Origin of the sequence: Prochlorococcus sp. MIT 1306 (genome assembly GCF_047304515.1) — a bacterium.
Lineage (GTDB): Bacteria > Cyanobacteriota > Cyanobacteriia > PCC-6307 > Cyanobiaceae > Prochlorococcus > Prochlorococcus marinus_D.
In genome coordinates this window covers 1,406,102-1,430,685 of record NZ_CP138959.1, presented here as the reverse complement: position 1 = coordinate 1,430,685, position 24,584 = coordinate 1,406,102, and the positions used below count along the sequence as shown (strand labels likewise).

Below are 24,584 nucleotides of genomic sequence, written 5' to 3'. Positions count from 1 at the left end.
AGCCCTAAAATTGTGAGCCTATTAAGGCTGATGGGCTTTAACGGAGAAACTGGTATTGATTATGGAACTTGCAGATGCAACTATGATTCTACGGGTAGAGATATTATTTAGATCTAGTCACTAATAGTGGCTTTGGAGATCTGGGTAGGGGCTAGTTTTCTTATATTTTTAAAGTTGAATTAGCTGCTAGGTCTAGAGATTTAGCCGCTTTGGAGGCTTGCTTGGCTGCTTAACGTTTGCTCTGTCGATGGATTGCCGCTATCAATTTGTCTTAGCGGTTTGGCCGATGACCAGCACCAGACTCCTTGCCGATTGTTGTGCCGAGCTGACGGCCGTTGCTGATTTGGAGCTCATTGATGCGCCGGTTGAGTTGAAGCGCTTTTCAAGGGATGCCTATGACTTCTCTCCTGTATTGCGAGAGCAGCTGGAGGGCTGTTGCGCCGATGTTGTTGTCCGCCCCCATACGGTGGCGGCGGTGGCGGTTGTGGCTGGTGCTTGCACGAGGAATGGCATCCCGTTAACCCTGCGAGGTTCAGGAACAGGGAACTACGGCCAGTGCGTTCCTCTCCAGGGGGGGGTGGTCATGCTGATGGGTGCACTGTCTAAGGTTCGGCATCTCGATCCCGACACGGGAGTAGTGACGGTGGAGTCGGGCTGTTTGCTGCGCGATCTAGATCAACATCTTTCTCGCCATGGTCGGCAGCTGCGTTTGCTGCCATCTAGCTGGCGAAGTGCTTCGGTGGGTGGATTCGTGGCTGGCGGCTCGGGTGGGATTGGTTCTGTGCGCTGGGGTTTCTTGCGGGATCCAGGCCATCTGTTGGCTTTGGAGGTCGTGACCGCTGAGGATTCGCCCCAACAGTTGCAGTTGGATGCGGCTGGATCGGAGGCCCTCAATCATGCTTACGGCAGCAATGGCATCATCACGGCCTTGAGCTTGGCAACCGCTCCGGCTGTGCCCTGGCAGGAAGTGATGATCGATTGTGATGATTGGTCAGAGGCCGTGGCCCTTGCGCTCCGCTGTACTCGTGCAGCGGTTGATCTGCATCTTTGTAGCTTGCATGAGCGACCAATCGTCGATCAGCTGCCTCACTGGTGTGGTGCTTCTAATGGTCAGCATCGCCTGCTGCTACTCGTGGCTCCCGATGGTGTTAGCACCCTGAAGCGTCTGGCAGCAGCGGCAGGAGCTCATTGCAAGGTATGGGGCCCAGAGACTGATCGGGGTGGCACAGGGTTGCGTGAGCTCACCTGGAACCACACCACGATGCACATGCGTGCTGTAGATCCCGACTGGACCTACTTGCAGATGCTTTTGCCACAGCCTGAGTTGGCTGCGATGCAGGTTCTCAAGCAGCAATGGGGCGATGATCTTCTTTGGCATCTGGAGGCGGTGCGCCAGCAGGGTGTTCAACGCCTGGCTGCGTTACCCATCGTCCGCTGGCGTGGTCGGCAGTCGTTGGAGCAGCTGATGAACGATTGTCGGCAGCTTGGGGCTGTTGTGTTCAACCCGCATGTGATCACTGTTGAGGATGGCGGGCTTGGGGTTGTTGATGCCGATCAGGTGGCGGCTAAGCGTCGTTATGACCCCAAGGGTCTTCTCAATCCAGGCAAGTTGAGGGGCTGCTTGTAGCAGCCATTCGTTCAGCAATTCAAACTCTCGAAGGTTGCGATGCCGGTGATTTGGTTGATGCCGTCGGCATCAAGGCAAAGGCGGCGCTGGTCATCAAGATCGAGTAGCGCATCGCTGAAGTCGGCACCATCAATCTGCGCTCCTGCGAAGCTGCTGCCTGAGGCAATCACCCCTTTGAGGACACTATTGCGCAGATCCGTATCGACGAAGTCGACACGATCCATCAGTGCATCAGAGAGGTCAGCGCCGCTGAAGTTTGATTGGGTAAAGGTTCCTTGGGTGAGGATCGCGCCACGCAGATTGCTGTTGCTGAAGTCGGCAGCTCTTGCAACGGCACCAGCGAAGGATGTGTTGGAGAGGTCTTGTGCGTGGAAGTCTTTCCCGTTTTGGTTGGTGAGGGTGTAGTCCAGTCGTTCTTGGAATAGAGCTTGATCCTGTAGCCCAACCCCTGAACTGGTGTCGAGAGCCTGCGCAGGGATAGCGATCAGCAGGCATAGCATCCAGCCCAGAAACGTCATCAGGCTTTGACGTTGCGACAACGAGCTCGGCATCGGCTTTACGGCAGCACCTCTCACTCTGCCTTGATGGTTTGCTTTGCGAGAAGATCACCTAATAAATAGAGGGAACCAGCTACAACTGGAGGAGGATTTGGCCATCGATTCTGTTTGAGCAGGATGGAGAAGACCTGTTCAACATTGTCAGCAGATTGGAGTTGGCTTGATAGGTCCGGGCAGTGTGCTGCGAGTTGGTGCTGCGTCCAGCTGCAGTGTTCCGGCACCGGCACGATCCAAGCCAGATCGCTTGGCTTGAGTAAATGGCGAAGCATGGCTGGTGCTTGCTTGTGGGCCTGTAGACCAAGCACCCAGCAAACCCCAAATTCTTGATTGCTCCACTGCTGCCGCTCGTGGGCCAACCGTTCGGCTGCTGGTGGGTTATGGGCACCATCAATCAGCACGGGCTGGCTTTGCCAACGGATGTTTTGTAGTCGTGCAGGCCAGTAGGCGTGGGCCAGACCTGTGCGAATGACGTCTTCATTAAGCCGCCAGCCAAGTGGGGCCAGGGATTCAAGAGCACCCTTGGCTACCGCCGCGTTCTGCCGTTGCAGGACTCCTGGCAAGCCCAAGGTCCAGTCATCTGGGAGGGGTGAAACCCATTGCAAGCGGGCCTGTTGATGTTTTGCCTTGTCTTCAAGAATGCTCGCCACTTCAGCTTGTTGACGAGCACTGATGACAGCAGCCCCAGGACTGATGACGGCGCTTTTTTCTGCTGTTATCTCTTTAAGGCTGTAACCAAGGTGTTCGCAGTGGTCGAGGCCGATGTTGGCCATGGCAATGATTGGTCTGTATGGATGAGCTGTGGTGGCATCGAGGCGTCCTCCGAGGCCCACCTCAAGCACAAGCAGCTCTACCTCGCGGGATCTGAAGTAGTCAAAAGCCGTGGCCATCAACAGCTCGAAGGGGGTGAGTCGGTGGGTTTGGGCAAGGGGTTGAAGGGCGGTGAGTCGTTGGCGTAGCTCAACGATTGAGATCAGCTCACCATCGCTGCTGATCCGTTCACACCAGCTCACGAGGTGAGGAGAGGTGGTCAGCCCCACGCGAATGCCAGCAGCCTTAAGGCTGCTGGCAATGAAGCTGGCGATAGACCCTTTGCCATTGGTCCCTACGACCTGAATGGCTGGAATAGAGGCACAGGGGTTTCCCATGGCCTGCAGTGCTTGTTGCATGCGCTCAAGGCCAAGATCCATCCCCCGCTGATCAAAACGAGGAATCAGATCGCTTAAATCTTCCTTGCTTGGACTTGTGGGTTTGGCCACTTAGCGGAAGTGCGCCAGGGTGGCCTCCAGACGTTGGAGCAGTTGGCGGATTTCGCTTGGTTTGATGATCAGCGGCGGCACCATCCGCACAACCTTTGGGCCTGCTGCTATCACCAGTAGCTTCTCTTCAAGGGCGGCTTGGGCGACATTTGGTGCTGTGAATGTGCTTTCGTCTTGGAGCACCAATCCCTGCAGTAGCCCCCAGCCTCTTACCCCTTTGAGTTGCCTCGGGAAACGTTGCACCAGGTCAGTGAGGCCTTCGCGAAGCTGAGCACCTCGTTGCTGGACCTTTGCGATCAAACCCCGTCGTTCTATCTCCTTGGCAACTGTGAGAGCTGCCTTGCAGGCAAAGGGATTGCCGCCAAAAGTACTGGCGTGGTCACCTGGTTCGAAAAGATCAGCATGCTGTTTGACAAGCAACGCTCCGATGGCATGGCCTCCCCCGAGTCCTTTGGCCAAGCTGAAGGCATCTGGTTCGACCTCAAGCTGCTGATACCCCCACCAGTGACCGCAACGGCCCATCCCGACCTGAACTTCATCAAAGATCAGCAGGATCTGATGCTGGCTACAGAGTTCTCTAAGGCGCCGGAAGAAGCTTGCTTCGCCTGGATTGACGCCACCCTCACCTTGCAGTGGTTCGATTAGCACGGCGGCAACGGAGGGCCCCTGAGCTTCGAGGCGATTTAGCTGCTGCTCAAAGGCTTGGAGGTCATTGAACGGGAAAAATTCAAAGCCCTCAACCATGGGTTCGAAACCTTTGTGGTAGTTGGGCTGACCTGTGGCACTTATGGCGGCAAGTGTGCGGCCGTGGAAACTGGAATTGGCGGTGAGAATGATTGGCCGATCAATGCCGCGACGGCGATGACCGTGTTTGCGAGCCAGCTTGATGGCGGCTTCGTTGGCTTCTGCACCGGAATTGCAGAAGAACACGCTGTCTGCGCAGCTGTTTTCTACTAACCAATGGGCAAGAGCCTCTTGTTCAGGAATCCGATACAGATTGGAAACATGCTGAAGTTGTTTCAGCTGCTGGCCAAGAGAGCGACGCAGGGCCCGGTCACTGTGACCGAGTGCGCAGGTCGCGATACCGGCAACAGCGTCAAGGTATTGATGACCATGGTCATCCCATACCCAGCATCCTTTCCCGCGTAACAGAGTGACGGGAAAACGTTTGTAGGTGCCCATCACAGCAGTGGGAGCGGTGGGACTTGAACCCACATGCCCGAAGGCGCTGGATTTTGAATCCAGTGCGTCTACCAATTCCGCCACGCTCCCTTGGAGGTGATGTTATGCCAGGGTCATCCTGAGGGCTGATGCCGAAGGATATGGGCTCCAGATGCATTCAATTTGGTTTCAATCCCGTCATAACCGCGATCGAGGTGGTTGAGGCCATCAACTTGACTGATGCCGCGTGCGGCAAGACCTGCTAAAACGAGCGCCGCTGCGGCTCTTAAGTCGTTACCACTGACTGGTGCAGCACTGAGCTGGGGAATGCCTTCGACCACAGCTGTGTTTCCTTGAAGACGAATCGAAGCGCCCATTCGTTGCAGCTCAGCGACATGCTGCATGCGGTTTTCGTAGATCTTTTCTGTCACCACGCTTGTGCCTTTGGCTGTGGTTAACAGGGCCATAAAGGGGGCCTGCAAGTCCGTTGGGAAGCCTGGGAAAGGTTGGGTGATGATGTCAACACCATGAAGATCTCCCGGGATAAGCGTGATTCCTTGCTTGTCAATCTCAAGGGTGCAGCCGCAATCTCTCAGTTTCTGGAGCACGGCATTGAGATGCTCAGGGATGACTGGAGACACTCGAACAATCGAGCGGGTGATTGCCGCTGCTATCAGGAAGGTCCCTGCTTCAATGCGATCAGGGATCACCGAATAGTTGCAGCCGTGTAAACGTTCAACTCCTTCGATGGTGATGATTGGACCACCAGCACCGCTTACACGAGCACCCATGGCATTGAGCATTTTGGCCAGGTCTTGAACCTCAGGTTCCTGGGCAGCGTTTTCGATGGTGCTAGTGCCTTCCGCCAACACAGATGCCATGAGAATGGTCTCGGTTGCACCGACACTTGGGCAGTCGAGCACGATTGCAGCACCTTTAAGTCGTCGTGACGTTCCTGGTACTGAAGCTGTGACAACGCCATGCTCAACTTTCACCATGGCACCAAGAGCTTTAAGCCCTCTGATGTGCTCAACAACAGGCCGGGCTCCGATGCGGCAACCACCCGGCAGGGGGACTTTGGCGTGACCGAGTCGTCCTAGCAGTGGGCCGATGCAGAAAAAGCTAGCTCTCAGTCCATTGACTAGATCGTAGGGAGGTTCGGCGTGATGAAGGTCATCAGCCTGTAGCCAAACGGTCTCCTGACTCCGTTTTACACGTACCCCCAAGGAGGAAAGGATGTCTGCCATCCCCTGGATATCAGTGAGCTGGGGAACATTGTGCAGCTCAAGAGGGCCTTCGCTGAGAAGGGCTGAGGTCATCAGAACGAGAGCAGAATTCTTAGCTCCGCTGACTTTCAGCTCTCTGGAAAGAGTATGTCCGCCTTGAATCTCCAGATGAGGCTTGAGAATCTCCTGAGATATGGATAACGCTGCGGGCATGTCCCGTTAATTATTCTTGAACGAAGACATATTGACAATTACACCTGAGACAGTCTAGACGTCCAGACCTCAAACTGGTTCAAAACTGTCAGGTTGATATAAAGCTGGCAGGCAGTCGATGTCTTATCGTCATGATGTCGCTTGCGCGACGCACACCAGCGGATGTGGCGGAATTGGTAGACGCGCTAGTTTCAGGTACTAGTACTAGCAATAGTGTGGGAGTTCAAGTCTCCCCATCCGCATTATCTTGAATGAGTAATCGACCTCAAGCTGCATCCATGATTGTGCTCAAGATTACCAATGCTTCGGAGTTGGTGGCTTCAAAAGTGGGTCGCTTCCTTGAGCGTCTAACTCCTGATGATTTAGACAGTTCCACTGTGGAAGATCAAGTCATCAAAAAGATGATTGAAAGTCTTGCTGCTGAAGGCTTGAAGGGTGAAATCGCAGCAGTCAATGGGCTTGATATTGATGGCGAACAGCTTGTCCTGAATGAAGGTTTGAAAGTGCGTCAGCAAGCAACATTCTGAGGTTCTGTAGATCGGAGCTAATACCTCGCTATTGATTTCAAGTCGCCGCAATCCTCTGGTGCGGAGATTGAAATTCCTCGCTAGCAGCGAAGGCCGTCAAGAGCAGGCTTTGCTGCTGCTTGAGGGAACCCACCTGCTTCAGGAAGTGTTGCGAACCACACACCGTCCTAAAGAGATTGTGGCGACAAATTTTTGGCTGGAGCGTCATGGGGATCTTGTGCAGGCTTTGCCTGCAGAAACCTTGATTCATCAGGTCACCCCAAGTGTTTTGGAGGCTTCGTTGACGACAGTTAGTCCAGATGGTGTCGCGAGCCTTGTACCCCTTGACTCTCTTCCTCAGGCTGTTAATCAAGCCAAGTTTGTGTTGGCTTTGGATCGGTTGCAGGATCCTGGCAACCTTGGCACCTTGCTGCGAACAGCCTTGGCGGCAGAGGTGGAGGCGATTTGGCTTGCGTCCGGGGCGGATCCCCTTAGCCCAAAAGTGCTGAGGGCTTCGGCGGGGGCCATCCTTCAGTTGCCCTATCAGCGCTTCGGGTCATCAGGGCAGGAGGCCGTGGAGCAGTTGGCTGAGCAGCTTGAATGTGCTGCTAGTCGCGGTTTACAGGTCGTGGCCACCATGGTGCCGGGCTCTTCTGCAGCCCATTCTTGTTTGCCTTATTGGCAGCTGGACTGGAGAAAACCGACTGTGTTGGTGCTAGGCAATGAGGGATCCGGCCTGCATCCGCGTCTGCAGGCGTGTTGTACTGATTGCGTGACCTTGCCGCATAGCGCAGCAGTTGAGTCGCTCAACGTGGCGGCGGTGGCTGTGCCACTACTGTTTGAGCGGCGACGAGCCACAATGACCTTCTCCACGCAGTAGTTCGGGTGAGCGAAGCCAGTTTCGACTTCGATGTGATCGTGATCGGTGCGGGTTACGGCGGTTTTGATGCCGCCAAGCATGCCGCTGATGATGGACTCAAGGTGGCGATTGTGGAATCAGGTGATATGGGCGGCACTTGCGTGAATCGAGGCTGTGTGCCCTCTAAGGCATTGCTTGCTGCCAGTGGAAGGGTGCGTGAGCTGGCTGATGCTGAACATCTATCTGGTTTCGGCATCCATGCTGCACCGGTGCGTTTTGAACGCCAGAAGATTGCTGACCATGCCAACCAGTTGGTGGCCACGATTCGTACCAACCTCACCAAAACGCTGCAGCGGGCTGGTGTCACGATCCTGCGTGGCCATGGACGATTGGAGGGGAGCCAGCGAATTGGCTTAAGAGAGAAAAGTGGAGTGGATCGGCTGCTCACTGCCAGGGATGTGATCCTTGCCACAGGCTCTGATCCATTCGTGCCCCCTGGGATTGAAACGGATGGACGCACGGTTTTTACCAGTGATGAAGCCGTGAACTTGGAATGGCTGCCGCGTTGGATTGCAATTATCGGCAGTGGTTATATCGGCCTTGAATTTGCCGATGTTTATACGGCTCTCGGCTGTGAAGTCACGATGATTGAGGCGTTGGATCGTGTCATGCCAACCTTTGATCCCGACATCACCAAGATGGCAGCTCGGCATTTGATTGAAGGACGTGACATCGATGCACGTGCTGGTGTGCTGGCTAGCAAGGTGATCCCTGGCTGCCCGGTAAGGATCGAACTGGCGGAGATGAAAAGCCGTGAGCTGGTGGACAGTTTGGAGGTGGATGCGGTGCTCGTCGCTACTGGTCGGGTGCCAAGTAGCAAGGGGCTCAATCTTGAGTCGGTTGGGGTGGAGACCAATCGCGGCTTTGTGCCGATCGACGACAGCATGAGGGTCTTGGTCAACGGAAAGCCGCTACCTCATCTTTGGGCCGTGGGGGATGTCACTGGCAAGCTGATGTTGGCCCATACAGCCGCAGCACAGGGCACGCTTGCTGTCGACAACATTCAGGGGCACTCCCGCACGATTGATTACCGCAGCATTCCAGCGGCGACCTTCACTCATCCGGAGATCAGCTCCGTGGGGTTGAGTGAAGCCGATGCCAAAGAGCTTGCTGCCAAGGATGGGTTTGAGTTGGGGAGTGTGCGCAGCTACTTCAAGGCCAATTCCAAAGCACTAGCAGAGCTGGAGAGTGATGGATTGATGAAGTTGTTGTTCCGCAAGGACAGCGGTGAAGTTCTTGGTGCTCATATCTATGGATTGCACGCCGCCGATTTGATTCAGGAGGTGGCCAATGCGGTGGCACGTCGTCAGAGCGTGGCTCAATTGGCCACTGAAGTGCATACCCATCCCACCCTGAGTGAAGTGGTGGAAGTGGCCTATAAACAGGCGGCCAAACAGCTGGCCAAGGCGGTTGTTGCATCGGCCAGTGCTTCCTAGGCCGCTGTTCTTCAAGCAGGTCTTAGCCCCTGCGGTTCACTGTTTTTAATTGCACTATCACCCTATGGAGATCCGTAGACGTCCGCCCAATCCAAGCGTCAAGGTGGCGCATTTGCAGTACGCCATTCCCCACGCCGATGCTGAGCCGCGCCACATTCTTGAGAAGATTGTTTGGGAGAAGGACCGTGAGGTTGAGACGGCAAGACAGCGCGTACCTCTAGAGACGCTTAAATCTCAGATCGCAGACTTGCCCATCCCTCGAGATTTCATTGCTGCCTTGCGTCAGGCTTCGGTGGTTCCGGCAGTGATTGCTGAAGTGAAGAAGGCCAGCCCAAGTCAAGGTGTAATCCGTGCGGACTTTGACCCTGTTTTGATCGCCAATGCCTATGCGGAAGGTGGTGCTAGTTGCTTGTCTGTGCTGACCGACAAGAGCTTCTTTCAGGGTGGATTTGAGGTGCTTGTTGAGGTGCGGCAGACGGTTGGACTACCACTGCTATGTAAGGACTTCATCCTGACGCCATATCAGCTTTATCAGGCGCGTGCTGCAGGTGCAGATGCTGCCTTGTTGATTGTGGCGATCCTCTCTGATCAGGATCTGACGTATTTGAGCAAGGTTGCCAACAGTCTTGGACTCACTGTCTTAGTGGAAGTGCATGATGCTGAGGAACTTGAACGGGTTCTCAACCTTGGTGGTTTCCCACTGATTGGCATCAATAATCGTGATCTCACCACCTTTGAGACAGACCTTGAAACCACTGAAACACTGAGCAAGCAATTCGCTACTCGATTGCAGCAGCAGGGTGTCTTGTTGGTGAGTGAATCGGGCTTGTTTAACCGTGCTGATTTGGACAGGGTTCAGGCAGTAGGCGCTGAAGCTGTGTTGGTAGGAGAAGCCCTGATGCGTCAGTCGGATGTTTGTGCTGGCTTACAGCAGCTGATGATTGGAGACGAAGGAACAAGCAACAGCTGATCATTTTTTCTCTTTTATTTGAGCAATCGTTGCGATGAATTGCCACTCCAAGAGGTTGATGTGAGCTTGCTGTGAGTGAAGGATGAGCCGTTGCTCTTTGAGCTCAAGACGCGCTTGGTTGAGGTCTGGGTGAGTTTCTTTAAGGTCCTTGTTTTGGTTGGCGGTTTCTCGAGCTCTGTCGCCGCTTCCTTGATGCGTTAATTCTGTTTGTTGCTCATATGTGTCATCCTTCTGTTTTTGATTGTCTACATATTTCAGGCATTTTCCAGGGGTTGTCCTGTTGTTTCGATTCAACAGCCTTCATCTGATGACGACACAAGTTGGCGATGCTCGAGGTTCGTGAGTTGCCTGAGCTGATTGCCTCTTTGCCTGCAGATCATGTTGAGAAATCAGTGCGCTTGCTTGCAGACGACGACTTCGCTACTCAGATGCGAGCTCTGATCAACGAGCGCTCTCAACGCTTGTTTGCTGAGCAAGAGGTAAGCCGATCGTTTTGTTGATTTTCTTGCTTCTCTGCGCGACGAACTGCTCAAGGCCCATTCATGAGCAGAGTCTGCCCACAATGCTTATAGCGTCTGATCTGTTCAGCAGTGGCATCAGCGCAATTCCACCCTCAATCCGTCAGACTTGTTCGTGACTGTTTCGATTTCATGCTGATCAGCATCCTCACGGGCTTCGCTGCTGGAGCCCTTCATGTGGTGGGTGGTGCTGATCATCTTGTTGCCATCGCGCCGAGCGCATTGCGTAAGCCGGCTACGGCATTACGCAGTGGCCTTGCGTGGGGGATTGGCCATTCAACAGGTGTTCTGGTTCTTTCAACCATTGCCATTGTTTTGAAAGACCTCGTCCATATCGAGCGCATGTCCTCCTGGGCCGAATTCTGCGTGGGAGTGGCGTTGCTTGTGGTTGGAGCGATGGCGATTCGTACTGCTCTTGGCCTGGATATCCACACCCATCAGCACACGCATCAGCAAAACTATGGTCACGCCCATGACCATCAACATGTGCACCTGCATCTGCGTGGGCGACACAAGCACGGGCGACATGCTCATGCAGCGAGCAGTCTTGGTCTCCTTCATGGCTTGGCTGGGGCCAGCCATCTACTTGCAGTCATTCCCGCACTGGCCTTGCCTCCTCTCGGGGCTTTGATCTATATGGCGGCTTATCTGTTGGGTTCCATCGCAGCGATGGTCGCGGTTGTTGGTGCGATTTCCTTAGCCACATTGCGTGTGGGGCGTCGTGCCTTGCCCTTGCTGGTGGGATCAACCGGTGGGCTATCGATCATCACGGGCTTCTTTTGGTTGCAGAAAACATCCCCTCAGCTTCTTTGATTGCCTAATCTGCTGGCCTCTTATGCGCTGAAGGGAACACGCAATACGCATTCAGCGATGCCAAGGAGGTTGTCGCGATTCACCAAACCGAAATGCCTGCTGTCTGTGCTTGCTTGCTCGTTGTCACCACGTAGTTCCAGCCCGGCATTGTTGATTGCAATCAGGCGTTTGATCAGCAGGGTTGCTGGTTGCAACGGATGACGGACAACCACAACACAGCCTGCCTTGAGCCGCCTGTCATCGCTGGTGATCGGTTGAAAGATCACCAGGTCGCCAGGGGCAAGGCTGGGGCTCATTGAGTGTCCATCGACACGAGCGTGGCGACGAAGACCTGAAAGCAGCAGGAACAGCGAACGCCAGTTCGCTGTTGGCACCGTGCTTGTTGGCTTAACTGGCTCTCACCCAGGCGTCATTGCGACCCTTGGATTTCCAGAACATCGTGTGAATGGCTTCCACAGCTTTGATCAGTTCATCTGCCTTGGATTGATCGATGTTGACCTTGCAAGCGCTGCAGAGCTTGGCCGCTTTCCAGAAGATGTCATGCAGATTCGGGAAAGTTGCCAGATGCTCTGGCTTGAAATAATCCGTCCAGAGGATCAGCAGCTCGTTCTTGGTTTGCTGAGCTTGTTCTTCCTTGATGGCGACGAAGCGGGAGAAGGTGTTGTTGTAAGCCGCCCAAGCAGCCGGATCGTTGCCTGAGGGAGGCTGCAGTTCGAGCAGCTTTTTGGTCATCGATACGACGGCTTCAGCTGAGACTCTTGCCGAGGCGGGATCGTAAACGCCGCAAGGGCCATCACAGTGAGCCTGGACCGAACGGGCCGGCAGGCTGCTGAGAAGTGTGGAAAGTGCCGAGCGCAACATCTGGCAGGTAGAGAAAGCCAATCTGAGCCTACCCAGGCTGATTGCTAATTGGGTTTGCTTTTGATTTGATTTTCTATTCAGCGTTTAGATCATTTGATGCCAAGTAGTTCGACTTCGAAAATCAATGTGGCGTTGCCAGGGATGACACGGCCTGCGCCGCGGCTTCCATAGCCCAGCTCTGGGGGGATGACCAGCTTGCGCTTGCCGCCCACCTTCATGCCAGCAACGCCTTCATCCCAGCCTTTGATCACTCGTCCAGCACCGAGGGGGAACTCGAACGGCCCACGTTTGTAGCTGCTGTCGAATTCCTGGCCGTTTTCCAGTGTGCCGCGGTAGTTCACGGAAACGGTTTGGCCTGCTGTGGCCTCCGGGCCATCGCCGATCTTGATCTCAGTGATGCTTAGACCACTGGCTGTTAGTTGGGATGGTTCTGCTTCGATTGGGCCGCCAAGGGCTGAGGCATTGGCTTGCGTGGCATCGATTTCAGCGGCATCTGCCTTGGAGCCGTTGATTGCCATCTTGAACAGTGTTGGGTTGGGATCGTCGGGGTCGAGTTCAAGCACTGCCATGCTCAAAGCAGCTGGCTCGCCAGTTCGCACCTCCGCCTGCACGGCGTTCAGATTGCTGTCGGCGACCACAACTGAGGGTGACACGATCTGGCTGACAAAGGCCACAACCACGCACATCACAAAGACGGCTGCACTGATGAAGATGTCGCGCACTGAATCTCAATGATTAATCAACATGATTCTGGCAGGAGATGCAGCTTTCGCCTGTGCTTGGGTTATTTCTGCTGTTTCAGTTGCCTTTGCTGTTGTTCCAGCCAGTCGATCGTGCCGTGCAGCTCATTGGTGTCTTTCTGGTTGGCTAAGCCGAGAGCAAGGAGAAGGGTTGCGATTTTTCGCTGCTGTTTTGCTTTGAATGAGAGAAAGTTGGGTCGGGTGGGGGTTAGTGCTGTTCTGCCTCTGAGCTAGATGTCCGTGGTCTTGTCGTTGATCCAATTTGATAGTTAAGGCCATAACCACTCACACCACAAAGACGGAAGCACTCTCTGCTTAATCACCTGTTGATGCTCGTATCCATAGCCACATCCGAATTAAGCCTACTTGCATGATTTGTAACGGAACTCCCAAATCTTTGATCTTAGGGTTACTTGGTAGATTAATGGGGTCAAAAGAAAATACTGATTGATTCCGAGCTGAAAGAATCATTTTGATTTGTTCCTCATTAAGCCCTCGAATGCGTAGACGTTCTGTAGCGATGGAAACGATTAGATCATTACTAAGCTTGTTCTGGTCTTCGCTGTAGCTGCTTAGCAACATTGCTCCCCCTGGTCGACAAGGGAACTGAGTTGATCAAATGCTTCTATCTGTTCCGCTGGCGGGAAAAGATGCATGAGGTTGAGAGCGATGAAGGCATCGAATGATTTCGCTGTTAACCCCTCCCTAGCTTTGGCCAAGGTGCTTGGTATCCAAGAACAACGTGTAGCCGCATTGATTTTTTCTAGTTCTTTCATGCAGAACGAACGCATCTGTTCACTGGGCTCCACTAAAGTAAATTGAGCTTTTGGAAGTACTTGCAGTAAAAGCGTTAGTTCTTCTCCAGCACCTGGACCAATTACAAGACATTGCCTCGCTTTTTGGCATTGCGATTTTATGGTGCTTGCTGCTAACTCCAAAAATGTTTCGTAACCAGCAATTGAGCCACGAATGGAAGATCGATATTGAAGGCCATAGTCACCGTCAAAGTCCAGACTCGAAATGCTGGTCTGTTGATTCATTTGGATTAATCATATGCAGGAGTTGATTATGAGCTTAAAGGGCTAACTGCTAATTGATTGTTGGCAGGTAAAAAAATACTTAATGTGGGCACCAAGAACAACATCTTCGAAAGGCATATCGAAACCAGCGGTACCAATCAAATAAGTTAGGGTGTGATTCTATTGTTCATCTGCCGTCAACCTGCTGTAGTGCCTAAAGTGGCTGAATAGATCAAAGAACAATTTGCGTGATCCTGTTGCTCACGAATGTCCAAGATGTTTTTCTTTCCTGCCTCATTCTATCCAACTAACGGAGTGACTTGCACAAGCTGAATGTCACTTGAACTTCATTCCATCTCTTCACGGCATGACTGAGGCGATCAATAACAAAGCTCGTGTTGCCAAGGCCCGCTAGCAACAGCTGCTGGAAAGGTTTGGCTGAATCCATCGCAACCTGTGGATGTTCTCCGATCGCGTCAAGATGGCTTTGGTGTTTGGTGTTTGGTGTTGACCATGGGCAATGACCGATCCCTAGCGCTGGTGCAGGGGGCGGTTGGTGGTGTCTTGGCAGGGATTGCTCTTGCCCAGGGGGGGCTGCTTTGGATGGCACCGGCTCTGGCCTTGCTTTGGTCGGCGTGTCGCTTTCCAGTTGCAGCCTCTCTTTGGGGTTTGGTGGCCGTGCTGCTCAGCCATCGCTGGTTGTTGGCGTTGCATCCACTCACTTGGGTTGGCGTGCCTGCACCTCTAAGTTTTCCTGTCGCTGCTTCGATTTGGTTGTTTTGCGGTGCAGCAGCAGCGGTGCTTGTGGGGCTTTGGGCTTGGCTGGCAATCTGGATTGCTCATCTGGCAACGCGAGAAGCAGGCATCCGCGCTCAGGTGTTTCATGCCCTGCTGATGGCATTGATCTGGGGGCTTGCGGAAGTGCTGTTGGCCCGTTCACCCTTGTTCTGGATTGGCGTCGGCGGCAGCCTTTTGCCCGGTGATCGAGCCTTGGCTGGTTTGGCCCGCTGGCTTGGGGCTGGAGGTTTAGCCACGCTCCAGCTGCTGATCGGTTGGTGGTTATGGCGTACGGCGCTGGCCTGGCGTCGTGGAGTTGGTTGGCGTCGTTCTTTGCTCGTGGGGCTTCTGTGTTTGCTCTTGGCCCATGGTTTTGGCTGGAGTTTGTTGCGTTCATCAGATGCATCCGCACCCATTTCGGTTGCGGCTTGGCAGCCCGCTATCCCTACGCGCAGCAAGTTTTCTGAGGAGCAGCAACGTCGCCTTCCCGAGGCTCTTCAAAACGCTCTCGATCGAGCTGAGGAGCTTGATGCAGCCTGGTTGGTCGCTCCAGAAGGCCTTCTTCCCCCTGGTGAGGAGTTGCTCAGGCCTGCACCGCTTCCCCTGCTCAGCGGTGGTTTTCGCTGGCTGCGCGGTCAGCAACGCAGTGCTTTGTTGGTGGTAGATCGCGGCGAAAGGCTGGCTTCAGCATTCATTGACAAACACCGTTTGGTGCCCCTGGGGGAATGGCTACCTGCTTTGCCTGGTGGTGTTTTTCGTGGCTTATCAGCTGTTGGTGGTCTTCAACCTGGTGCTGCTTCGCGCTTGTTGCAGTGGCCAGGTCCTACCGCTGCCGTGGCCATTTGTTACGAGCTCAGTGATGGGGCTGCTTTAGCCCAGGCTGTCGCTGATGGAGCGCAATGGTTGTTGGCGGTAGCCAATCTTGATCCCTATCCCTTGGCCTTGCAGCGGCAGTTCATTGCTTTGGCACAGCTGCGCAGCATCGAAACCGCCCGTGATCTACTCAGCGTTGCGAACACAGGCCCCTCTGCTTTGGTTTTGGCGACAGGCAAGCAGCAGCAACTGCTGGCTCCTTTTACGGAGGGGGTTGGCTTGGCGGATCTGCATCTCCATCAAGGCATCAGCGGTTACACCCGCTGGCGTGAGGCACCTTTAATTGGCTTGATGCTCTTTGCAGTGGTTGGGCTGGGCTGGTCGCGTGTTCGCTCCTAGCTGATCAGCTTGATGCTGTGTTGATCTGCTGGATCAGGCCACCGCCGAGGACTGCGTCAGTGGCATAAAACACTGCAGCCTGGCCAGGTGTGATTGAGAATTGCTCTTCGTTAAAGGTCAGTCGGCAGCGGTGAGGACGGTCGGCGGCAATGTCCTCTGCTGTGGCTTCGATAGGGGTGAGCTGGGCGGCAACGGGTCCGCTTCTGTAACGCACTTGCACCTCCACATCGATGGCACTGCTTGGCGGTGCCATCGAAATCCAGTTCACTGCGCCCACAACGCAGCTGTCACGCCCCGCCTCTGCTCGAGGGGCAACGATGACGCGATTTGCTGCCGCGTCTAGTTGCACCACGTGCAGAGGCTCTCGCCAGGCCACACCAAGGCCTTTGCGTTGGCCAATGGTGAAATGTTCGATTCCATCGTGTTCACCCACCACTTTGCCGTCTTGCAGCACAATCTCGCCTTGTCTGGCAGGTAGGTAATTGTCAAGGAAGGCTTTCATTGAGCCGTAGTGATCAGCAAGGCAAAGGTCCTGACTCTCTGCTTTCTTGGCTGTTCGTAGGCCGTAACGCTCTGCTTCCTGTCTGGTCTCTGCTTTGGTGAGCTCCCCTAGGGGAAAGATCACCTTTGCCAAGACATCTTGAGGAAGGTCATAGAGGAAGTAACTCTGATCTTTGTTCTGATCGAGACCACGTAAAAGCTGGTGCCGTCCGCTGGAATCCCCAGGTAAGGCTTGTTGAGGTTCTGGATCCTCGCGATGGCGAATACGGGCATAGTGCCCCGTGGCAACGCGGTGTAACTGGCGTTCTTTTTCAGCCCAGCTGAGCATTGCCGCAAATTTCACCGAGCGATTGCAGCGTGAGCAGGGTAAGGGTGTGACCCCTTGTTGATAGCCCTGCACGAGTTGGTCGACGATTTCTGCTTGGAATGTGGCGCGCGAATCCACCACATGATGAGGGATTTTGAGTTGCTCACAGATGCCGGCGGCATCGATAAGTCCATCGCTGCAGCATGCGCCCTTGCCACTCATCAGCCAGAGAGTGAGACCTTCCACCTGCCAGCCCGCCTCCACGAGTAGGGCGGCGCTGAGGGAACTATCAACACCGCCGGAGAGCCCTACCGCGACACGCTGCTCGCCTGGCCAACACTGCAAACGTGTCAGAGCTTTTGCAACAGCTGGGGTGGCTGGTGTTCTAGACAAATCCTTAAGGGGGGCTGGGATTGGCGGCTGCATAGGCGTTACCGCAATGATGTCTTCATAGTGAGGTCTCATGCGCTCCAGTCTTGTCCTGGCCCCCATCGAACGCTGATCATCTTTTGGTTACTGCTGCGCAGATGGCAGCTCTCGAGAAGGAGATGTTTTCCAGCGGCTTGCCGGTGGCTGCTTTGATGGAAAAAGTAGGCCAGGCGATGGCGGCTTGGTTTCGCCAACAGTCTGAGTTGTTGGCAGAGGGTGTGGTGGTGTTGGTGGGCCCTGGCCATAACGGTGGTGATGGATTGGTGGTGGCCAGGGAGTTGCACCTTGCAGGGGTGAAGGTCCAGCTCTGGGCGCCCTTGCCGATCCGTCAACCATTAACGGCCCAGCATTGGACTTACGTTAAATCCCTTGGCATTCAGCAACTAGATCACGCTCCTGATGTTGCTGGTGAGCCTGTTTGGATCGAGGCTCTGTTTGGGCTTGGACAATCACGCCCACTCCCTGAAACGCTGGCAACGTTGTTGCAGGCGCGTCAGCGCTGCCAGCCAGGCAAGTTGGTGAGTTTGGATGTGCCTGCTGGGCTGTGTTCAGATTCCGGCATCCCTTTCCCAGGTGGGGCTGCCGTGGCGATGACGACGCTCACTGTGGGGTTGCTCAAACAAGGCCTTATTCAGGATGCGGCGATCGATCATGTTGGCCGCCTGGTGCGGGTTGATATGGGCGTGCCGAAGACCTTGTTAAAGCAGTTGCCACAGTCGCAACCTCGGCGGCTCTGTTCTGCGGATGTGGCCACCCTTCCCTGGCAGCATCCAGCAGCAGGCGCGATGAAATACGAACGAGGGCGGGTGTTGGTGATTGCTGGTAGTGATGATTACCCTGGGGCGGCTTTTCTGGCCATTCAGGGTGCTATCGCTAGTGGTGCAGGCAGCATTCAAGCCGCTGTGCCTGCTGCAGTAGCCGATCAGCTTTGGCAAGTGGCGCCTGAAGTTGTTTTGGCGGCCGCACTTGAGAGTTCTGCGGCAGGTGGCATGGCCTTAGCTACTTGGTTGGCGAGTCATGATCTCAGCCGGTTCGATGCCGTCTTGATTGGGCCAGGCTTAGGTCGAGGTGGAGAACCTTGGTCAGTGTTGGCAGAACCGTTGCAGCGCTTTGCAGGCTTGTTGGTTTTGGATGCTGATGGTCTGAATCGATTGGCGCTGGCTACTGATGGATGGCAATGGTTACAGCAGCGCCAAGGGCATACCTGGCTTACTCCCCATGCCGGTGAGTTCAGGAGATTGTTTCCGCAGCTCAAAGCTCGGCAACCTCTCGATTCGGCTCTGGAAGCATCCCGGCTTTGTGGAGCAGCTGTGCTGCTCAAGGGAGCACACAGTGTGGTTGCGGATCCGTCTGGTGCCGCCTGGCAGCTAGGAGAGACAGCAAGTTGGGTTGCTCGTACTGGGCTCGGGGATCTGTTGGCTGGTTATGCAGCTGGCTTGGGATCTATGGATGCTGCTAAGGCTCAGGCTTGCCATTGCCAGGGTGAGTCTTTGGCCGTAGTGGCGTTGCTTCATGCCGAGGCTGCACGTCGATGCCGTCAAGGCAGTTCAGCAAGGTCTATCGCTCAATCCCTTGCAGAACTCACGATTAGCTTGCAATCAAATGAATGTGATCAAGGGCACGTCAAAGGGTATGAATGCAAACGATAAATACCTAATTATCTCGATTCCCCTGCATGAATCCGAAAGCTTTTTTAAAGCCGCAGGGTTTTGCTGAAATTTGTAGGAAAATTTCCTTCCAAATAAATCAGGAGCCGTTGAAATGGTTTCAGCAGCGCCTAAATCAGCAGAAACACAGAGGCGTAGAAGTTCTGATCCTGTCAGCTGGTATCTCACAACGATTGGGCGTATACCTCTTCTTACCCCTGCTGAAGAGATTGAACTTGGCAATCAAGTTCAGACGATGATGAGTCTCACTCAAGACGGCTCAGTTGCGCCTGATGATAAGGAGTTTACGACACATCAGCGTCGCATGATTCGCATTGGCCGTCGTGCCAAAGAACGCATGATGAAGGCCAATCTTCGTCTTGTTGTGAGTGTTGCCAAGAAATATCAAGGCAAAGGACTGGAACTCCTCGATCTCATCCAGGAGGGTTCACTTGGTTTAGAGCGTGCTGTTGAAAAGTTTGATCCAACCCGTGGCTACAAGTTTTCGACCTATGCGTTTTGGTGGATTCGTCAGAGCATGACACGTGCGATTGCGTGCCAGTCGCGCACGATTCGCCTTCCTGTACATCTCAGTGAAAGGCTGACCACAATTCGAAAGGTTTCTCTGGATTTGGCTCACAAGCTTGGAGCAATGCCCAGTCGCTCCGAGATCGCTGAAGCGATGGATATCCCTGTTGATGAACTCGACTCTTTATTGCGTCAGGCGCTAACAACCAGCAGTTTGGATGCGCCAGTGAATGGCGAAGAAGGACGAAGTTTTCTTGGTGATCTGATCGCTGATTCCTCTCTTGGGGAACCTCTCGACAAGGTGGAGCAGCGTATTCATCATGAGCAGCTCGGGCGTTGGCTCAGCCATCTCAGTGAGCAGGAGCAGCATGTTCTTAAGCTCCGTTTTGGTTTGGAAACCCATGATCGACACACCTTGGCTGAGATTGGTCGCTTGATGGAAGTCTCGCGTGAGCGTGTTCGTCAAGTGGAACTAAAGGCCTTGCGCAAGCTGCGTAACCTCACGCGTAGGGTGCCCAACGGGATCTGAAACTGCCTTACTTATCTTGTTGTCTCTGCTTGCTTCCAGTATTTAGTGATCAAGAGGGCTGTCAATCTTCAGCCCAGATGTAGCGAGTGAGTTCGTTGGCATTTGGTTCGGCTGCGGCAAGGGCAAACTCCACGCAGTCATTTACTTCTGCATCGATCTCTTTTTCAATAGCGCGTAGTTCATCAGCACGCACCAAAGATTCAGAGGTGAGATCCTTCTCAAGAGCCTTTAGGGGATCTCGTTTTGCCCAGAATTGCTTTTCCTCTTCGGCGCGTAGTTCATCTGGATCAGCAAGAGAATGGCCACGGAATCGATAGGTGAGGCACTCCAGCAGGGTGGGACCTTCACCAGCCCTGGCTCTTTTTATTGCTCTCTGAGTGGCAGCTCTTACGGCGAGAACATCCATGCCGTCAACCTCTTCGCCAGCCATTCCGAAGGCAGCAGCTTTTTGCCAGATTTCCGGTTCACTGGTGGCTCGCTCATGGGCCATGCCAATGGCCCATTTGTTGTTCTCGACAACGAACAGGATCGGCAGTTGCCAAAGCTGCGCCATGTTGAGGCACTCAAAGAATTGGCCGTTGTTGCAGGTGCCGTCACCGAAAAAAGCTGCTGTTACAGCATTGCTGCTGGCATCACCCAGGGCATCCCGCTTATAGCGACTGGTGAAGGCTGCCCCCAGGGCGATGGGAATCCCTTCGCCGATGAAGGCAAATCCTCCTAGGAGGTGATGCTCTTGCGAAAAGAGGTGCATGGAGCCCCCACGACCTTTGCTACAGCCGGTTTCCTTGCCGAAGAGCTCACTCATTACTTCGCGGGCGGGTACACCGGCGCTAAGAGCATGAACGTGATCGCGATAGGTACTGCAAAACCAATCGTGCTGGCGTTTCATTGCACCGATCACACCAGTGCTAACGGCTTCTTGGCCGTTGTAGAGGTGAACGAAGCCAAACATTTTTCCCCGGTAGTACATCTCGGCACATTTGTCCTCGAAGCGTCGCCCAAGGGTCATGTCTCGGAAGAGTTCTAGGCCGATCTGACGATCAACCTTGGCGCGTTTGGAGCTGATTAGCGTGGAGATTCTCTCGCCATGGCGGCCTGCTGCCAGGGGTTTTGCCGTGGTTTGGCCTGAGCTCACGGAGGTTTTCTGGCTCATGACAGACGACCGTCATTCGAGTGACGACTGTAATGGTCCGTTGATTAGCAATGGGCAAAATCCCTTCCAATGTCTAGAGTTTTATGCCAATCGCTGCGCAGCTGGTGGACCTGCCAATTGATCATTTCCGCTTGCTGGGTGTCAGTCCTTCGGCAGACAGTGAGGCGATTTTGCGGGCCTTGGAGTTGAGGTTGGATCGCTGCCCTGACCAAGGTTTCACCCATGAGGTCTTAATTCAGCGGGCAGAATTGTTGCGGCTTTCAGCAGATTTGCTGACCGATCCGCCACGGCGTCAGGCCTATGAGACTGCCTTGTTGGAGCTCAGTCGTGATCACCCAGGCGAGACCGCCGGTCTTGATGTGTCACCTAGTAGGGAGGTGGCAGGGCTGATCTTGTTGTTTGAGGCGAACTCTCCTCATGAGGTCTTTCATCTCGCCTCTCAGGGATTGCAGCCGCCCCAGTCCCCGACGCTAGGTAGCGAACGAGAAGCTGACCTCGCTTTGTTGTTAGCGCTGGCCTGCCGGGCTGCAGCCGCTGAGGAACAGGAACAACGGCGTTATGAAGCAGCAGCGTCTCTTTTGCATGACGGGATCCAGTTGTTGCAGCGGATGGGCAAGCTCTCCGAAGAGTGCCTCAAGCTTGAGAACGATTTAGATGTCCTTCTGCCCTATCGCATTCTCGACTTATTGAGTCGGGATCTTGGTGATCAGGTCTCTCACCAGGAAGGACTGCGCCTACTTGACAACTTTGTGAGCCAGAGAGGAGGCCTTGAGGGAAAGGCCCCATCGCCTGCACCTGGGGGTCTTGATCAATCCGAATTTGACAACTTCTTCAAGCAGATCAGAAAGTTTTTGACTGTTCAGGAACAGGTTGATCTTTTCCTGCGCTGGCAGCAAGCCGGATCAGCAGATGCGGGTTTCCTTGGTGGGTTGGCTCTTGCTGCGGTTGGATTTTCGCGTCGCAAGCCTGAACGGGTGCAGGAAGCTCGGCAGCACTTAGAGAGTCTTGAACTGGATGGATTCGATCCGTTGCCGATGTTGGGTTGCTTGGACCTCTTGCTCGGAGATGTAGGCCGCGCTCAGGAGCGCTTTCTGCGCAGTACAGATCCTCGAGTGAAGGATTGTCTTAACAGCCACCCTGGCGATGAATTGGCTGCTTTTTGCGAGTACTGCCGCTCTTGGCTGGGAGGGGACGTGCTTCCCGGTTATAGGGATGTGGATGCTGAGGCCGTTGATCTGGAGGCTTGGTTTGCTGATCGGGATGTTCAGGCCTATGTGGAACGCCTGGAAGGCAGCGAAAATCGTGCTTCGTCTTTAGGTAAGGCCTTCGCCGGATCGTCTTTGAAGCAACCCTTCCCTTGGGCTCCTCTTGATCCCGATGGGATTTTGCCTCTCTCTCTTGGTGGGCCTGAGGTTGGTCAACCTGCAGCTGACCCAAGCTCTGATGAGTTTGCCAGCGATGGCATTGCATGGATTGATCGTTTAGCAGATCTGCCACGGCCGACGCGGCCGGTGCTGACCGGTTCTGTTGTCTTTGCGGCCCTGATTGCAGCCTTTGCAGGCTTCAGCTTGTTTGGCCAACGTCCTCGTCCTTCAGTCAGCACGGCTGCTGATCAGCCTCAAGTCACAGCACCTCCTACCGCCACACTGCAAGAGGAGGTCCTCATGCCTCAAGTCCCTGTCAGCGCTGTGGTTGAGCCGCTTACTTTGGAGCAGCCGAATCAGGCACAGCTCAAAGACCTGCTTCAGGCCTGGCTCAGCAACAAGGCAGTCGTGCTTGCCGGTGGCAAGAGTGATGCTCTGCCTGAGGTCGCAAGAGATCCATTAGTGCAGCGCGTGGCGCAAGAGCGTGCCAGGGATGCTGCTTTAGCTGAGACCCAGAAGGTTGTGGCCAGCATCAGCTCTGTAGAGGTGGTGAGTCGAACGCCGCAGCGTATTGAGCTGAATGCAGTTGTGACCTATCGCGATCAACGCGTTGATGCTGCCGGCAAGGTTGTTGACCAAACGCCGCAAAAGGATCTCTCGGTGACTTACATCCTTGGTCGTGATCCCGATCGTTGGCGCCTGCATGAATACATCAGCGGCAAATAATCACTGTTTTGCCTAAGGGCTAGCCATCGCTTTTTACGATGAGCTCAAAGCCCTTGGCACGTAGGCACCATGTTTGAAGAACTTTCAGCCCGCTTTGAAGATGCAGTTAAGGGGCTGAGAGGCCAGGCAAAGATCAGCGACACCAATGTTGAGGATGCTCTTAAGCAGGTGCGACGTGCCCTTTTAGGGGCTGATGTGAGTCTTGAGGTCGTGCGCGAGTTTGTCGATGAGGTGCGGCAGAAGGCAGTTGGTGCCGAAGTGGTGCGAGGTGTCACTCCTGATCAGAAGTTTGTTCAGGTGGTGCATCAGCAGCTGGTGGAGGTGATGGGTGGTGATAACGCTCCCATGGCTGAGGCTAAAGATTCACCAACGGTGGTGCTGATGGCTGGATTGCAGGGGGCTGGCAAAACCACTGCAACAGCGAAGCTTGGACTTCACCTTAAAGATCAGGGCCAGCGGCCACTGATGGTGGCTGCTGATGTCTATCGGCCGGCTGCCATTGATCAGCTCCGCACCCTTGGTGAGCAGATCGGAGTTGATGTATTCAGCCTCGGAGACGATGTCAAGCCTGAGGAGATCGCGGCAGCAGGACTTGCCAAGGCTCGTGAGGAAGGTTTTGACACCTTGCTAGTGGATACGGCAGGTCGGCTGCAGATCGATACCGAGATGATGGAGGAAATGGTGCGGATTCGTTCTGCCGTAGAGCCCGATGAAGTGCTCTTGGTGGTGGATTCGATGATCGGTCAGGAGGCGGCTGAACTCACGCGGGCGTTTCACGACAAGGTTGGTATCACTGGATCTGTTCTCACCAAGCTGGATGGTGATTCCCGCGGTGGGGCTGCGCTTTCGATTCGCAAGGTGAGTGGTCAGCCGATCAAGTTCATCGGTACTGGAGAAAAAGTTGAGGCTTTACAGCCTTTTCATCCGGAACGCATGGCCAGCCGCATCCTCGGGATGGGCGATGTGCTCACCCTGGTGGAGAAAGCTCAGAAGGAGGTAGAGCTCGCTGATGTTGAGAAGATGCAGAAGAAGCTGCAGGAAGCCTCGTTTGATTTCTCCGATTTCCTGCAACAGACGCGACTGATCAAACGGATGGGTTCCCTCGGAGGTTTGATCAAGATGATGCCGGGCATGAACAAGCTGGATGACGGCATGCTCAAACAGGGAGAGCAGCAGCTCAAGCGCATCGAGGCCATGATTGGCTCGATGACTGCTGATGAGCGCAAGCAGCCTGAATTGCTTGCTTCACAGCCTTCTCGTCGTCGTCGTATCGCTGGTGGGAGTGGCCATAGCCCCGCTGACGTGGACAAAGTTTTGGCTGATTTTCAGAAAATGCGTGGCTTCATGCAGCAGATGAGTAAGGGCGGTGGCATGCCTGGAATGCCAGGAATGCCTGGCATGGGTGGAGGGTTGCCCGGTATGGGGGGGGCTGGTGGTGGCATGCCTGGCATGGGAGGAGCAGGCATGCCAGAGCCAGCTTCAGGTGGTCGCGGTGGTGGATCCCCCAGGCGTCAGCGACCGGTGAAAAAGAAGAAGGGGTTTGGAGAGTTGTAATTGGCCGCAGGCTATGGTTGTTGTTTGGCGTGTGTT

The 24,584-nt window shown here is 54.5% G+C and carries 24 protein-coding genes and 2 tRNA genes; 13 read left to right on the top strand and 13 right to left on the bottom strand.

The annotated features are described in order from the left end of the window. Positions 1–286: 286 nt before the first annotated feature. On the top strand, positions 287–1,627 hold the full coding sequence (locus SIB74_RS07280; RefSeq protein WP_063395641.1) for an FAD-binding oxidoreductase: 1,341 nt from the start codon (positions 287–289) through the stop codon (positions 1,625–1,627). 11 nt (positions 1,628–1,638) lie between these two features. Here the strand turns inward: SIB74_RS07280 and SIB74_RS07275 are convergent, their stop codons facing one another. The 5 genes from SIB74_RS07275 to murA form a co-directional block, all read right to left on the bottom strand. Beyond that, the gene (locus SIB74_RS07275; protein WP_011826609.1) at positions 1,639–2,178 is read right to left on the bottom strand and encodes a pentapeptide repeat-containing protein; all 540 of its coding nucleotides are present in this window, start codon (positions 2,176–2,178) and stop codon (positions 1,639–1,641) included. A 20-nt stretch (positions 2,179–2,198) separates the two neighbouring features. Beyond that, positions 2,199–3,440: a bifunctional folylpolyglutamate synthase/dihydrofolate synthase gene (locus SIB74_RS07270; protein ID WP_063395513.1), complete on the bottom strand. Its 1,242-nt coding sequence runs from the start codon at positions 3,438–3,440 to the stop codon at positions 2,199–2,201. Further along, the gene (locus SIB74_RS07265) at positions 3,441–4,622 is read right to left on the bottom strand and encodes an aspartate aminotransferase family protein (protein ID WP_063395640.1); all 1,182 of its coding nucleotides are present in this window, start codon (positions 4,620–4,622) and stop codon (positions 3,441–3,443) included. Positions 4,623–4,630: 8 nt separating this feature from the next. Further along, positions 4,631–4,712: transfer RNA gene (locus SIB74_RS07260), tRNA-Leu, on the bottom strand. Between the two features lie 23 nt (positions 4,713–4,735). Further along, entirely contained in the window at positions 4,736–6,040 is a 1,305-nt protein-coding gene (gene murA, locus SIB74_RS07255; protein WP_063395512.1) for a UDP-N-acetylglucosamine 1-carboxyvinyltransferase, read from the bottom strand. A 158-nt stretch (positions 6,041–6,198) separates the two neighbouring features. Here murA and SIB74_RS07250 point away from each other — a divergent pair. The 5 genes from SIB74_RS07250 (at position 6,199) to trpC (ending at position 9,871) form a co-directional block, all read left to right on the top strand. Next, positions 6,199–6,282 (top strand) — tRNA-Leu (locus SIB74_RS07250). Positions 6,283–6,318: 36 nt separating this feature from the next. Next, positions 6,319–6,567 (top strand): hypothetical protein, encoded by a 249-nt coding sequence (locus tag SIB74_RS07245; protein ID WP_063395511.1) that lies wholly within the window; start codon positions 6,319–6,321, stop codon positions 6,565–6,567. Positions 6,568–6,598: 31 nt separating this feature from the next. Further along, positions 6,599–7,426: a TrmH family RNA methyltransferase gene (locus SIB74_RS07240; RefSeq protein ID WP_063395510.1), complete on the top strand. Its 828-nt coding sequence runs from the start codon at positions 6,599–6,601 to the stop codon at positions 7,424–7,426. A gap of 5 nt (positions 7,427–7,431) precedes the next feature. Continuing rightward, positions 7,432–8,901 (top strand): dihydrolipoyl dehydrogenase, encoded by a 1,470-nt coding sequence (gene lpdA, locus SIB74_RS07235; protein WP_063395509.1) that lies wholly within the window; start codon positions 7,432–7,434, stop codon positions 8,899–8,901. Between the two features lie 64 nt (positions 8,902–8,965). Further along, the gene (gene trpC, locus SIB74_RS07230; RefSeq protein WP_063395639.1) at positions 8,966–9,871 is read left to right on the top strand and encodes an indole-3-glycerol phosphate synthase TrpC; all 906 of its coding nucleotides are present in this window, start codon (positions 8,966–8,968) and stop codon (positions 9,869–9,871) included. Here the strand turns inward: trpC and SIB74_RS07225 are convergent, their stop codons facing one another. After that, positions 9,872–10,165 carry a hypothetical protein gene (locus SIB74_RS07225; RefSeq protein WP_063395508.1) on the bottom strand — a complete coding sequence of 98 codons (294 nt, stop codon included), beginning with the start codon at positions 10,163–10,165 and terminating at the stop codon, positions 9,872–9,874. A 26-nt stretch (positions 10,166–10,191) separates the two neighbouring features. On the opposite strand from SIB74_RS07225, the gene SIB74_RS07220 reads away from it, so the two are divergent. Together SIB74_RS07220 and SIB74_RS07215 are read left to right on the top strand one after the other, a co-directional pair. Then, positions 10,192–10,371, top strand: a complete 180-nt coding sequence (locus tag SIB74_RS07220; protein ID WP_231906022.1) for a hypothetical protein — start codon at positions 10,192–10,194, stop codon at positions 10,369–10,371. Positions 10,372–10,521: 150 nt separating this feature from the next. After that, positions 10,522–11,202 carry a hypothetical protein gene (locus SIB74_RS07215; RefSeq protein WP_063395507.1) on the top strand — a complete coding sequence of 227 codons (681 nt, stop codon included), beginning with the start codon at positions 10,522–10,524 and terminating at the stop codon, positions 11,200–11,202. 20 nt (positions 11,203–11,222) lie between these two features. Here SIB74_RS07215 and sodX read toward each other — a convergent pair whose 3' ends face one another. From sodX to SIB74_RS07190, 5 genes are all read right to left on the bottom strand, one after another. Beyond that, a complete protein-coding gene (gene sodX, locus SIB74_RS07210) occupies positions 11,223–11,576 on the bottom strand; it encodes a nickel-type superoxide dismutase maturation protease (protein WP_074159118.1) in 354 nt (117 codons plus the stop codon). 13 nt (positions 11,577–11,589) lie between these two features. Next, complete coding sequence (gene sodN, locus SIB74_RS07205; RefSeq protein ID WP_063395506.1) at positions 11,590–12,063, bottom strand: superoxide dismutase, Ni; 474 nt, start codon at positions 12,061–12,063, stop codon at positions 11,590–11,592. An 89-nt stretch (positions 12,064–12,152) separates the two neighbouring features. Beyond that, a complete protein-coding gene (locus SIB74_RS07200; RefSeq protein WP_063395505.1) occupies positions 12,153–12,785 on the bottom strand; it encodes an FKBP-type peptidyl-prolyl cis-trans isomerase in 633 nt (210 codons plus the stop codon). Positions 12,786–13,375: 590 nt separating this feature from the next. Next, positions 13,376–13,843 carry a class I SAM-dependent methyltransferase gene (locus SIB74_RS07195; RefSeq protein WP_063395503.1) on the bottom strand — a complete coding sequence of 156 codons (468 nt, stop codon included), beginning with the start codon at positions 13,841–13,843 and terminating at the stop codon, positions 13,376–13,378. A 286-nt stretch (positions 13,844–14,129) separates the two neighbouring features. Further along, on the bottom strand, positions 14,130–14,270 hold the full coding sequence (locus SIB74_RS07190) for a hypothetical protein (RefSeq protein WP_413681613.1): 141 nt from the start codon (positions 14,268–14,270) through the stop codon (positions 14,130–14,132). 65 nt (positions 14,271–14,335) lie between these two features. Between SIB74_RS07190 and SIB74_RS07185 the strand changes: the two genes are divergently transcribed. After that, positions 14,336–15,811, top strand: a complete 1,476-nt coding sequence (locus tag SIB74_RS07185; RefSeq protein WP_063395637.1) for an apolipoprotein N-acyltransferase — start codon at positions 14,336–14,338, stop codon at positions 15,809–15,811. A 4-nt stretch (positions 15,812–15,815) separates the two neighbouring features. Here the strand turns inward: SIB74_RS07185 and mnmA are convergent, their stop codons facing one another. After that, on the bottom strand, positions 15,816–17,045 hold the full coding sequence (gene mnmA, locus SIB74_RS07180; RefSeq protein ID WP_231906037.1) for a tRNA 2-thiouridine(34) synthase MnmA: 1,230 nt from the start codon (positions 17,043–17,045) through the stop codon (positions 15,816–15,818). A 50-nt stretch (positions 17,046–17,095) separates the two neighbouring features. Here mnmA and SIB74_RS07175 point away from each other — a divergent pair, with 50 nt between their 5' ends. Further along, positions 17,096–18,697 carry a bifunctional ADP-dependent NAD(P)H-hydrate dehydratase/NAD(P)H-hydrate epimerase gene (locus tag SIB74_RS07175; RefSeq protein WP_063395502.1) on the top strand — a complete coding sequence of 534 codons (1,602 nt, stop codon included), beginning with the start codon at positions 17,096–17,098 and terminating at the stop codon, positions 18,695–18,697. Between the two features lie 112 nt (positions 18,698–18,809). Continuing rightward, positions 18,810–19,751, top strand: coding sequence for an RpoD/SigA family RNA polymerase sigma factor (locus SIB74_RS07170; RefSeq protein ID WP_011826583.1), 942 nt, complete (start codon positions 18,810–18,812; stop codon positions 19,749–19,751). A gap of 61 nt (positions 19,752–19,812) precedes the next feature. Here the strand turns inward: SIB74_RS07170 and pdhA are convergent, their stop codons facing one another. Further along, positions 19,813–20,904: a pyruvate dehydrogenase (acetyl-transferring) E1 component subunit alpha gene (gene pdhA, locus SIB74_RS07165; protein WP_011826582.1), complete on the bottom strand. Its 1,092-nt coding sequence runs from the start codon at positions 20,902–20,904 to the stop codon at positions 19,813–19,815. Between the two features lie 83 nt (positions 20,905–20,987). Here pdhA and SIB74_RS07160 point away from each other — a divergent pair, with 83 nt between their 5' ends. Together SIB74_RS07160 and ffh are read left to right on the top strand one after the other, a co-directional pair. After that, entirely contained in the window at positions 20,988–22,994 is a 2,007-nt protein-coding gene (locus SIB74_RS07160) for an ARC6/PARC6 family protein (RefSeq protein ID WP_063395501.1), read from the top strand. 69 nt (positions 22,995–23,063) lie between these two features. Further along, a complete protein-coding gene (gene ffh / locus SIB74_RS07155) occupies positions 23,064–24,548 on the top strand; it encodes a signal recognition particle protein (RefSeq protein WP_011826579.1) in 1,485 nt (494 codons plus the stop codon). The last annotated feature ends 36 nt before the right edge of the window (positions 24,549–24,584 follow it).

Bases quoted from the DNA above. Each gene is read 5' to 3' on its own strand.
- pdhA (WP_011826582.1), bottom strand. From the start codon at position 20,904: ATGAGCCAGAAAACCTCCGTGAGCTCAGGCCAAACCACGGCAAAACCC.
- SIB74_RS07160 (WP_063395501.1), top strand. From the start codon at position 20,988: ATGCCAATCGCTGCGCAGCTGGTGGACCTGCCAATTGATCATTTCCGC.
- SIB74_RS07245 (WP_063395511.1), top strand. From the start codon at position 6,319: ATGATTGTGCTCAAGATTACCAATGCTTCGGAGTTGGTGGCTTCAAAA.
- SIB74_RS07280 (WP_063395641.1), top strand. From the start codon at position 287: ATGACCAGCACCAGACTCCTTGCCGATTGTTGTGCCGAGCTGACGGCC.
- SIB74_RS07215 (WP_063395507.1), top strand. From the start codon at position 10,522: ATGCTGATCAGCATCCTCACGGGCTTCGCTGCTGGAGCCCTTCATGTG.
- SIB74_RS07190 (WP_413681613.1), bottom strand. From the start codon at position 14,270: ATGGATTCAGCCAAACCTTTCCAGCAGCTGTTGCTAGCGGGCCTTGGC.
- ffh (WP_011826579.1), top strand. From the start codon at position 23,064: ATGTTTGAAGAACTTTCAGCCCGCTTTGAAGATGCAGTTAAGGGGCTG.
- sodN (WP_063395506.1), bottom strand. From the start codon at position 12,063: ATGTTGCGCTCGGCACTTTCCACACTTCTCAGCAGCCTGCCGGCCCGT.
- trpC (WP_063395639.1), top strand. From the start codon at position 8,966: ATGGAGATCCGTAGACGTCCGCCCAATCCAAGCGTCAAGGTGGCGCAT.
- SIB74_RS07275 (WP_011826609.1), bottom strand. From the start codon at position 2,178: ATGCCGAGCTCGTTGTCGCAACGTCAAAGCCTGATGACGTTTCTGGGC.
- SIB74_RS07195 (WP_063395503.1), bottom strand. From the start codon at position 13,843: ATGAATCAACAGACCAGCATTTCGAGTCTGGACTTTGACGGTGACTAT.
- murA (WP_063395512.1), bottom strand. From the start codon at position 6,040: ATGCCCGCAGCGTTATCCATATCTCAGGAGATTCTCAAGCCTCATCTG.
- mnmA (WP_231906037.1), bottom strand. From the start codon at position 17,045: ATGCAGCCGCCAATCCCAGCCCCCCTTAAGGATTTGTCTAGAACACCA.
- SIB74_RS07170 (WP_011826583.1), top strand. From the start codon at position 18,810: ATGGTTTCAGCAGCGCCTAAATCAGCAGAAACACAGAGGCGTAGAAGT.
- SIB74_RS07265 (WP_063395640.1), bottom strand. From the start codon at position 4,622: ATGGGCACCTACAAACGTTTTCCCGTCACTCTGTTACGCGGGAAAGGA.
- SIB74_RS07185 (WP_063395637.1), top strand. From the start codon at position 14,336: ATGGGCAATGACCGATCCCTAGCGCTGGTGCAGGGGGCGGTTGGTGGT.